The sequence below is a fragment of the Streptomyces sp. McG3 genome, assembly GCF_018619185.1.
GTDB lineage: Bacteria > Actinomycetota > Actinomycetes > Streptomycetales > Streptomycetaceae > Streptomyces.
The window spans coordinates 1-9722 of the sequence record NZ_JAAXYC010000299.1 but is presented as its reverse complement, the minus strand read 5'-3'; the positions used below and the strand labels follow the sequence as shown (position 1 = coordinate 9722).

At 72.0% G+C, this 9722-nt stretch carries 11 protein-coding genes; 6 read left to right on the top strand and 5 right to left on the bottom strand.

All coding sequences use genetic code 11. The annotated features are described in order from the left end of the window. Positions 1-231 precede the first annotated feature (231 nt). Positions 232-1578 carry a 6-phospho-beta-glucosidase gene (locus HET64_RS31875; protein WP_215110624.1) on the top strand — a complete coding sequence of 449 codons (1347 nt, stop codon included), beginning with the start codon at positions 232-234 and terminating at the stop codon, positions 1576-1578. 92 nt (positions 1579-1670) lie between these two features. Here HET64_RS31875 and HET64_RS31870 read toward each other — a convergent pair whose 3' ends face one another. Both HET64_RS31870 and HET64_RS31865 read right to left on the bottom strand, forming a co-directional pair. After that, complete coding sequence (locus tag HET64_RS31870) at positions 1671-2108, bottom strand: hypothetical protein (RefSeq protein WP_215110623.1); 438 nt, start codon at positions 2106-2108, stop codon at positions 1671-1673. Continuing rightward, positions 2102-2578 carry an ATP-binding protein gene (locus HET64_RS31865; protein WP_215110622.1) on the bottom strand — a complete coding sequence of 159 codons (477 nt, stop codon included), beginning with the start codon at positions 2576-2578 and terminating at the stop codon, positions 2102-2104. Before HET64_RS31865 ends, HET64_RS31870 begins: the two co-directional genes overlap by 7 nt. A 207-nt stretch (positions 2579-2785) precedes the next feature. Between HET64_RS31865 and HET64_RS31860 the strand changes: the two genes are divergently transcribed. From HET64_RS31860 to HET64_RS31840, 5 genes are all read left to right on the top strand, one after another. Then, the gene (locus HET64_RS31860; protein WP_215110621.1) at positions 2786-3646 is read left to right on the top strand and encodes a helix-turn-helix transcriptional regulator; all 861 of its coding nucleotides are present in this window, start codon (positions 2786-2788) and stop codon (positions 3644-3646) included. Next, positions 3646-3882, top strand: coding sequence for a DUF397 domain-containing protein (locus HET64_RS31855; RefSeq protein ID WP_215110620.1), 237 nt, complete (start codon positions 3646-3648; stop codon positions 3880-3882). Before HET64_RS31860 ends, HET64_RS31855 begins: the two co-directional genes overlap by 1 nt. 45 nt (positions 3883-3927) lie before the next feature. Beyond that, positions 3928-4737 carry an SAM-dependent methyltransferase gene (locus tag HET64_RS31850; protein ID WP_215110619.1) on the top strand — a complete coding sequence of 270 codons (810 nt, stop codon included), beginning with the start codon at positions 3928-3930 and terminating at the stop codon, positions 4735-4737. A 28-nt stretch (positions 4738-4765) separates the two neighbouring features. Continuing rightward, positions 4766-5200, top strand: a complete 435-nt coding sequence (locus HET64_RS31845; protein WP_215110618.1) for a YchJ family protein — start codon at positions 4766-4768, stop codon at positions 5198-5200. Between the two features lie 116 nt (positions 5201-5316). Beyond that, on the top strand, positions 5317-5904 hold the full coding sequence (locus HET64_RS31840) for a GNAT family N-acetyltransferase (RefSeq protein WP_215110617.1): 588 nt from the start codon (positions 5317-5319) through the stop codon (positions 5902-5904). 27 nt (positions 5905-5931) lie between these two features. Here HET64_RS31840 and HET64_RS31835 read toward each other — a convergent pair whose 3' ends face one another. From HET64_RS31835 to HET64_RS31825, 3 genes are all read right to left on the bottom strand, one after another. Then, complete coding sequence (locus HET64_RS31835) at positions 5932-8025, bottom strand: MDR family MFS transporter (protein ID WP_215110616.1); 2094 nt, start codon at positions 8023-8025, stop codon at positions 5932-5934. Between the two features lie 60 nt (positions 8026-8085). Continuing rightward, positions 8086-8940 (bottom strand): hypothetical protein, encoded by an 855-nt coding sequence (locus HET64_RS31830; RefSeq protein ID WP_215110615.1) that lies wholly within the window; start codon positions 8938-8940, stop codon positions 8086-8088. A 193-nt stretch (positions 8941-9133) separates the two neighbouring features. Beyond that, complete coding sequence (locus tag HET64_RS31825) at positions 9134-9310, bottom strand: hypothetical protein (RefSeq protein WP_215110625.1); 177 nt, start codon at positions 9308-9310, stop codon at positions 9134-9136. Between the last annotated feature and the right edge of the window lie 412 nt (positions 9311-9722).

The following is a 9722-nucleotide window of genomic DNA, read 5'->3' as shown; positions in this document are numbered from 1 at the left end:
CCCCGAACCCGCTCCGGTGGCGACGATCCCGCAGCAGCGCCGCCCGGCCGCCCCCGCCCGGCTCTGGCAGGCGGTCGCCCGCTGGTGGAGCGGCTACTGACACACCGCCGCCCCGTCCGGCCGCGGCGGCCCCGGATCACGCCCACGGGCCCGGGGCCGCCGCGTCGCGCTCCGGGGCCGTGGGCGCGGCCGACGGCGGGGAGCCCGCGCCTGCCCGTACCATCGAGCAGCGTGAAGCTCACCATTCTTGGCGGTGGCGGATTCCGGGTGCCTCTCGTGTACGGGGCCCTCCTCGGGGATCACGCCGAGGGCCGCGTCTCCCGGGTCACGCTGTACGACACCGACGCCGACCGGCTCACCGCCGTCGCCCGCGTCCTCGCGGAACAGGGGCGGGGCACCGCTGACGCCCCCGCCGTCGTCGCCACCACGGAGCTCGACGAGGCGCTGCGCGGCGCCGACTTCGTCTTCTCCGCCATCCGGGTCGGCGGGCTGGCCGGACGCGCCGCCGACGAACGGGTGGCCCTCGACGAAGGCGTCCTCGGCCAGGAGACCGTCGGCGCCGGTGGCATCGCGTACGGGCTGCGCACCGTTCCCGTCGCCCTCGACCTCGCCCGCCGCATCGCCCGGCTCGCCCCGCACGCCTGGGTCATCAACTTCACCAACCCGGCGGGCCTCGTCACCGAGGCCATGTCCCGGCACCTGGGCGACCGGGTCATCGGGATCTGCGACTCGCCGGTCGGTCTCGGGCGGCGCGTCGCCCGCGTCCTGGGCGTCGACCCGGACCGGGCCTGGATCGACTACGCCGGGCTCAACCACCTCGGCTGGGTGCGGGGGCTGTACGTGGACGGGCGGGACGAACTGCCCCGGCTGTTCGCCGACCCAGAGCTCCTCGCATCCTTCGAGGAGGGCCGTCTCTTCGGCGCGGAACTGCTCCGGTCGCTGGGCGCGATTCCCAACGAGTACCTGCACTACTACTACTTCAACCGGGAAGCGGTACGCGCCTATCAGGAGGCCGAACAGACCCGGGGCGCCTTCCTCCGGGACCAGCAGGAGGGCTTCTACGCCCGCATGCGGGAGCCCGGCACCCCGGCCCTGGCCACCTGGGACCGCACCCGCGCCGAACGCGAGGCGACGTACATGGCGGAGAACCGCGAGGTCGCCGGAGCGGGGGAGCGGGAGGAGAGCGACCTGGAGTCCGGCGGCTACGAACAGGTCGCGCTCGCCCTGATGCGGGCCGTCGCCCGCAACGAACGCGCCTCGTTGATCCTCAACGTCCGCAACCGCAGCGCCCTTTCGGCCCTGGACGCGGACGCCGTCGTCGAGGTGCCCTGCCTCGTCGACGCCAACGGGGCCCGCCCGGTGGCCGTCTCCCCCCTCCCGAACCACGCGGTCGGCCTCGTCACCGCCGTGAAGGCGGTGGAGCGGGCGGTGCTGGAGGCGGCGGAGAGCGGATCCCGCGCGGCGGCCGTCCAGGCGTTCGCCCTGCACCCCCTGGTCGACTCCGTGGCCGTGGCCCGGCGGCTGCTCGACCGGTACACCGAGGTCCACCCGGGGCTCGCGTACCTCGAAGGGCCCTGACCCCGAGGGGCCCACGGCGGAACGAGACGGGCCCGACCTGACCGGGCCCGGCTCGTTCCGGCGCGGGCCCCGCCGCCCGGTCGCCAGGGAGACTACGGCGCGGACACGACGCTCGGCCTGCCGGCCGTGGCCCAGCTCGGCACCACCCCGGTCACCTGGCAGACCATCAGGAAGAGCGGAATGGGCGGCGTGTACGGAGTGAGGCCGTCCGGGGAGTGGATCAGCCGGGGCCGCCCGCCGGGCACGTCCGCGTCACGCGCGTACATCACCTGCTCGGGCCAGTCGAGATCCAGGTCGGAGCCGGCCGGGACGATCCACCACCAGCGGTCCGCGTCGGCGAAGACGCATCCGGTGCGCGGCAGATGGGACATGAGGCGGAAGCCGTGCCGGGCGGGCACCCCGACCGCGTCACAGCCCAGGGTGGCTGACATCGAGGCCGGCAGGACCAGCCGCACCCGCCCGCCACGGGCCTGCTCGGGCGTCCGGGCCCGGTGCGCCGAGCGCAGCCTGGCCAGCGCGTTCCTCAGCATGGCTGCTCCGTGCCGGACGGCTGCTCCGCGTCGGGTGCCAGCTCCGCCCAGACGATGCGTCCGGAGGCGTTCCCGGCGTCGTGCGAACCCCAGGCGCTGCTCATCGCGTCGACCAGGAGCAGACCGCGGCCGTGCTCGTCGTCGGACGAGCGGCGCAACCGCGGACCGCCGGGCTGGTGCCCCTGGTCCTGCACGGCTATCCGCAGTCGTCTGCCGAGCCGGCTCAGCTCGCACACCACCCGGGTGCTCGCGGTGTGCACGACGGCGTTGGTCACCAGCTCGGAGACGATGAGGACAGCCGCGTCACCGGTGTCACGGTCCAGCTTCCAGGCGTCCATCCGGGCTCGCGTCAGCTCGCGCGCACCGGCCACCGACTCGGGGTGCGCAGGCAGCGCGAAGCAGTAACGGAGCGCCTCCGTCCCGGGACTGAGGTCCATGAGCCGGGGGATGAGCGCACTGCCAGGTGCCACGACCGATTCCTCACAGTGGGGGCTGCGTCACGCTTCGTTCCCCGGACGGCCGGGGGCGGGCGTGACTGAGCGAACTGGTTCGGGAGTCAACTCTCCCCCTGTCGATGACACTTGGCAAGAGGCACTCTGAAATTTCCAGAGTGACTGTGTCGTTGGGGGCGCACGCATGGCACACTGCTCGCAAAACAGCGCATGGGGAGGTCTGAAGTGAGCGAACCGCGGTCCGCCCCGACCGTGGGCCAGGTCGTTCTCGGCAAGCGCCTGCAGGATCTGCGCGAGCGTGTCGGCCTGACCCGTGACCAGGCGGCTAAGGTGCTCAGGGTCGCCCCGGCGACGATACGCAGAATGGAGACGGCCGAGGTCGGGCTGAAGATCCCCTACGTCCAGCTGCTGCTGAAGGCGTACGGCATCGCCGACCAGGAGGCCGACGCCTTCGTCGACCTGGCCGAGGAGGCGAACAAGCCGGGCTGGTGGCAGCGTTTCCACGACGTCCTGCCCGACTGGTTCAGCATGTACGTCAGCCTGGAGGGCGCGGCGAGCCTGCTGCGCATGTACGAGCCGCACTTCGTGCCCGGACTCCTCCAGACCGAGGACTACGCACGTTCCGTGATGCGGACCGGAGCGGTCGGCCAGACCCGGCCCGAGGACATCGAGCGCCATGTGGCGCTGCGGATGGAGCGCCAGTCCCTGCTGGCCAAGGCCGACGCCCCCAGGCTGTGGGCGATCATGGACGAGACCGTCCTGCGGCGTCCCGTCGGCAGTGCGCAGGCGATGCGCGGACAGATCGACAAGCTGCTCGAATCCACGGAGCTCCCCCACGTCACCCTTCAGATCGCGGAGTTCGCCACCGGCCACCACCCGGGAACCTACGGACCGTTCGTCCTCTTCCGGTTCGCCGTCCCCGAACTCCCCGACATGGTCTACAGCGAGTACCTGACCGGAGCCGTCTACTTCGACGCCCGACCCGAGGTGGCCTCCTATCTCGAAGTCATGGACCGCATGGCGGCTCAGGCCGCGACTGCACAACGCACGAAGGAAATCCTCCGGGACTTCCGCAAGGAGCTGTGATGAACCCCATATACAACGGCATGCCCGCCGGTGACCTCGGCTCCGAAGGCTGGTACAAGCCATGGAGCGGCGGGAACGGCGGCAACTGCGTCGAGGCCATGAAGCTCGCCGACGGGCGGGTCGCCGTACGCCAGTCCGCCGACCCGGACGGCCCCGCTCTCATCTACTCCAACGGCGAGATCGCCGCGTTCATCCAGGGAGCCAAGGCCGGCCAGGCCGACTTCCTGCTCACCTGATATCGCACCCCTCCTCTGTACGGACACCCGACCACGGAGCGCGCCATGACCGGGCAAGAACCCCACTCCATCGAGATCGACACCAGCAAGCCGCATCCGGCCCGGATGTACGACTGGTTCCTCGGCGGCAAGGACAACTACCCGGTCGACGAACAGATGGCGCGACAGCTGCTCGCCCTGGACCCGCGGGGCCGTGACATGGCGCGGGTCAACCGGGCGTTCATGCACCGGGCCACCCGCCGGCTCGCCGAGAGCGGGGTGCGCCAGTTCCTGGACATCGGCACCGGCATACCCACCGAGCCGAACCTCCACCAGATCGCCCAGCAGACCGCCCCCGACGCACGCGTCGTCTACTGCGACAACGACCCGATCGTGCTCGCCCACGCGGCGGCGCTGCTCCGCTCCACGCCCGAGGGCGCCACCGAGTACATCCAGGCCGACGCCCGCAAGCCGGAGACCATCCTGGCGGAGGCCGGCAAGGTCCTGGACTTCGACGAGCCGATCGCCCTGTCGATGCTGGCCCTGCTGCACTTCATCGACGACGAGGACGGCGCGGGCGAACTGGTCGACAAGCTGGTCGAGCAGCTTCCCTCCGGCAGCTATCTCGTGCTCTCGCACACCACCGGCGACTTCAACCCGGAGGGTGCCGCAGAGGCACGGGCCCTGTACAAGGCGCGCGGGATGACGCTGCGTCCCCGCAGCCGCGCCGAACTCACGGCGTTCTTCGACGGTCTCGAACTGGTCGAGCCGGGCGTCTCGCTCTCCGCCGACTGGCATCCGGAGCTCGGCGAGGTCATCGACGTCCCGGGCGACGATCCGATCCCCGGCTACGCCGGGGTGGCCCGCAAACCCTGAGCCCGCCGCCACGCGTCACAATGGACCCATGTCACGACGCACCTCCCGGCCGCGGGGGCCCGCCGCCGCGCGGATCAGCCCCGCCTCCCCGTGCCCCTGCGGCCTGCCGGCCGCCTACGGGGAGTGCTGCGGCCGCTTCCACTCCGGCAGCGCCGCCGCGCCGACCTGCGAGGCCCTGATGCGCTCCCGGTACGCGGCCTTCGTCGTCCGGGACGCGGCGTACCTGCTGCGCACCTGGCACTCCGGGACCCGGCCGCCCGGCGTCGACTTCGACCCCGCGATGCGCTGGACGGGGCTGGACATCCTGGACACCACCGAGGGCAGCGCCTTCCACTCCACCGGAACGGTCACCTTCCGCGCCCACTACACCGACGACGGGCGCCCCGACTCCCTCCACGAGAAGAGCCGCTTCGTCCGGCACGAAGGCGCCTGGGTCTACTCGACGGCGGTTTTCGTCGACTGAGCGGCGTCCCCGCACCCGCTCCTGACGCGTCCCCCGCACCCGCTCCGGACGCCTCGGACGCGAGCGCACGAGAAACCGTTTCCCGGCGGAGCGCACGCGACCGTACGATCCGCCGCATGAACGAGGACGAAGCAGCGACGCCCGACGCCACGCGGGAACGATTCTGGCGGGGCCGTGACGTCGCCTTCACCCCCGTCGAGCCCGACGACGCCGAACTGATCCACCACTGGCGCGCCGACCCGGTGGCCGCCCACGAGATCGGCGTCTGGCCCGGCTCCCTCCACGAACTCCGCGAGCGCATCGAAGCCAACGTGGAGGACCGGCACCGGGACGACTTCCTCGTCCTCCTCGCGGACGGCACCCCGGTCGGCCACATCGCCCTCATCGAGGAGGACTTCGTCGACGGCACCGCCGAGGCCTACCTCCACCTCGCCCCCGAACACCGCCGCAAGGGCATCGGAGCCGACGCGCTCGCCGCCCTCACCGACCTGGCCTTCGGCGAACTGCCCCTCCACCGCGTCGAGGCCGTCACCCACACCGACAACACGGCGGCCCTCGCCACTCTGCGCGGAGCCGGTTTCGTCCATGAAGGCGTACGCCGGTCCTCCTGCCTGCACCGTGGCCGCCGCCACGACAACGCGATCCTCGGCCTGCTCCGCGCGGAGTGGGAGGCGCTGGTCCGCCCCCGGTCCTGGGAGCACTGACCCGTCCGTGCGGGAAGGGCCCGGGCCTCAGACCGGGGCCCCCACCCGTCTCGAACCCCCGGGACCGGCAGCCGGGGACAGCTCCTGGGCCAGGTCCTCCGCCAGCAGCCGTTTGGCGATCACGTCCACGGTGGCCCGGAGCTGTCGGTCGTCGGGGCGGGCGCCGTCCTCGGCCAGGCGCTCGTTGAGCCACTGGCCCCAGGCGTCGGAGATCACCGCGGCCTCGCGCCGGCCCGCCGCCGTGTGCGAGAAGATCCGGCCGTCGCCCGTCAGATAGCCCTCCTCGATCATCCGGTCGAAGACGGGCACCAGCACCTCCGGCGGGATGCGGTGCCGGGCCGCGATCAGCCCGAGGCCCGCGTGGCCGACCATCCTGGTGAAGAGGTCCACCTGCATCACCGCCCAGGCCCCCGCCATGTCGAGGCGGGTGTCGGACCCGGCCGTGATCCGCCGGGCGGTGTCCGGGCCCGCGCCGTGCAGGATCGTGGCCACGGAGTACTCCAGGACCTTCGCCGAGTCCCCGCTGCCCGGCTGGGCGAAGCCCTCGCCCATGTCCGTCGACCCGAGCCGGGCGGAGTCCCGCAGTTTCACCTCCTTCAGGAACAGTGCGACGACGAAGCCGATCAGCGCGACGGGCACCGTCCACAGGAACACGGTGTGCAGGGTGGCCGCGTAGGCCTGGGCCAGCGGTTCCGACTGGGCGGCGGGCAGCGCGTGCAGCGCCTGCGGGCTCTGCGAGGCGCGGGCCAGGGCCGCCGGGTCGCCGCCCGCCGCCACCGCCCGCGCGACGCCGTCGCCGAGGTTCGGCTTCAGCGCGTTGGCGTAGATCGTGCCGAACACCGCCGTGCCGAAGGCGCTGCCCAGGGTGCGGAAGAACGTCACGCCCGACGTGGCCGTGCCCAGGTCCTCGTAGTCGACGGTGTTCTGCACGGCGATCGTCAGCACCTGCATGGCCAGACCGATGCCGAGCCCCAGCACCACCATGTAGAGCGACTCCAGCCAGACGCCGGTCCCCGGCCCCATCCTGGACAGCAGGAACAGCCCGGCCGCCATGACCAGCGTCCCCACGATCGGGAACACCCGGTAGCGGCCCGTCTTGCTCACCACGTTGCCGCTGAAGATCGAGGCGGCCAGCAGACCGACGACCAGCGGCAGCGTCCGCACCCCCGAGAGCGTCGCCGAGTCCCCGTCCACGTACTGGAGATAGGTCGGCAGGAAGATCATCGAGCCGAGCATGGCGAAGCCCACGATGAAACTGAGGATCGAGCAGACCGTGAACACCGGGTTCCGGAACAGCCGCATCGGCAGCATCGGTTCCTTCGCCCGCGTCTCCACCACGCAGAACAGCGCCAGGGCGATCAGCCCGCCGACGAACAGCCCGATGACCATGGGCGAGCCCCAGGCGTACTCGTTCCCGCCCCAGCTCGTCGCCAGGATCAGCGCGCTCGCCCCGACGGTGACCAGCGCGATGCCCCGGTAGTCGATCACCGGCCGCCCCGCGGCCTTCACCGACGGAATGTTCCGGGCGGCGGCGATCACCACCACGATGGCGATCGGCACATTGACGTAGAACGCCCAGCGCCAGGTCAGATGGTCGGTGAAGAGCCCGCCGAGCAGCGGCCCGATCACCGTCGAGATGCCGAACACCGCCCCGATCGCGCCCTGGTACTTGCCCCGTTCGCGCAGCGGGATCACGTCCGCGATCAGCGCCATGGACGTGACCATGAGGCCGCCCGCGCCGATGCCCTGCATACCGCGCCAGATGATCAGCAGCAGCATGTCCGACGCGAGGCCGCACAGGAACGAACCCGTGATGAAGATGATCGCCGAGACCTGGAAGACCAGCTTCCGCCCGAACAGGTCGCCGAACTTGCCGACCAGGACGGTGGCCACCGTCTCCGCCAGCAGATAGGCGGTGACCACCCACGACATGTGCGCGGCGCCGCCCAGGTCCGAGACGATCGTCGGGAGCGCCGTGCCCACGATCGTCTGGTCCAGCGCCGCGAGCAGCATGCCGAGCACGATCGTCGTGAAGACGATGTTCCGCCGCCGCCGGTCGAGGACGGGCGGCGGCGCGGCTGCACTCTGCGCGGCGGGAGCTTGCTCGCTGGCAGTGGTCACCTCTGCACCCTCACACCGGCTCCGCACCCCCGCATGCGGGGGCGGGCCGGACGGGCGTGGTCAGCGGGGCAGCGAGGCGATCGAGGTCTTCAGCCGCGCCACGAACGCCTCACGGACGTCCTCGCCGACCCGGTCGAGCGACAGATACGGATTGAGGTCCTCCAGCTCGACGAGCAGCAGCGCGCCGTCCGCGGTCCGGCAGGCGTCGACCCGCTGGATCCCGTGGTCGAGGGAGTTCCAGGCGATGAAGCGCCGGGCGAACTCCAGGTCCTCCGCGCTCGCCGCGTACGGCTCCAGCACCCAGCGCCGTTCCGGGTCGGGCGCGTACAGCGCGTACTGGAAGTCGTGGTCGACGAAGTAGAACGACACCTCGTGGCGGAAGTCGATGCGAGGCTGGACGAGGAGCGAGCCCTCGGCCGCCCGCTCCAGCTCGGTGGCCGCCTCCGCCGCCGTGACGAAACGCAGCCCGACCGAGTCCGCCCCCAGCTTCGGCTTGACCACGTAGGCGGGGGCGTCGGGCAGCTCCGGCAGATCCGCCGCCCGGTCCACCGTGGGGATGACCGGCAGGCCGGCCCGGCTCATCTCGACCAGATACTCCTTGCCCGCCATGTCACCACGCCCGCCCAGCGGGTTGTAGACCGGCGTCCGCAGCTCCCTGGCCCGGGAGCGATAGGCGTCGTACGCCTCCCGGTGGTGCAGCACCGGCCCGCTGTTGCGGATGAGCACGGTGTCGAAGCCCTCCAGCAGCGCGGCCGCGTCCCGGGGGTGGCAGAGGGCGACGTCGAACGACTCGCGCAGCCGGGAGCCGAGGTAGATGTCCTCGTCGCAGTAGCGGCGGCCGCGGGCCTCGTACGCGAGATCGGTGACGAGGAGGAGGGACGGGCGGCGTGCGCCGACGGGTGACGCGGCGGTCATGAGGTTCTCCCGGGGGTCAGGACGCGGACGGACGATCACTATCGCCGACGCCCGGCCGGCCCCGTGGAGCGGGTGGTTCCCCGGCGCCCGGATGTTCCTGTGCCCGGATCCGCCGGCGCCCGGATGTTCCCGCTCCGGGATCCTCCTGCGCCGGGGCCCTCACCGCTCCCGGTGACAGCCCGCGGCCCTGCGGTCAGACGGCGTCGTTGGATCCGCCCCGTACGGCCGCCACCCACTCGACGAGCAGCCGCTCGTACTCCCGGCGGCCCTCGGGCGACACCACACCGCCGGCGGCGACCAGAGCGCGGATCTCCGCGTTCAGCTCAACCATCGGGCGGGCAGGCGTCGGCTCGGTCGAAGTGGAGGTCATGTGAAGAGGCTAGTGGCAGGGAGGCCGGAGAGGCACCGGTCAAACGTGTGGGGCCCACCACGGGCACCGTTCGTCGTCGGCCCCGAGGCGGCGCCGACACGCTGTCGTCCCGTGTCGTGACGCTCTCCACGCCGTCGTCACCGATCGTCGCGACCGGTCGATCCGAACCCTGTTGCCGCACGTCGGCGGCGTGTGGCGGGGCTTCGGCGCAGTTGCGTACACGCCCCGACGCGCTCGGTGACGATCTTCGTCCTGCCCGGCCGGACGCAGATTTCCGTGGCTCCGTTCCACAGCGGCGTACGCGTTCGGGGCGACGAGGATCACACGGATTCGAGGCGGATCAGGCCTGGATCACGGCCGGATCCGGGCCGGATGCGGCCGGATGGAATGGCGCATCGGCGGGCGGCGGGGC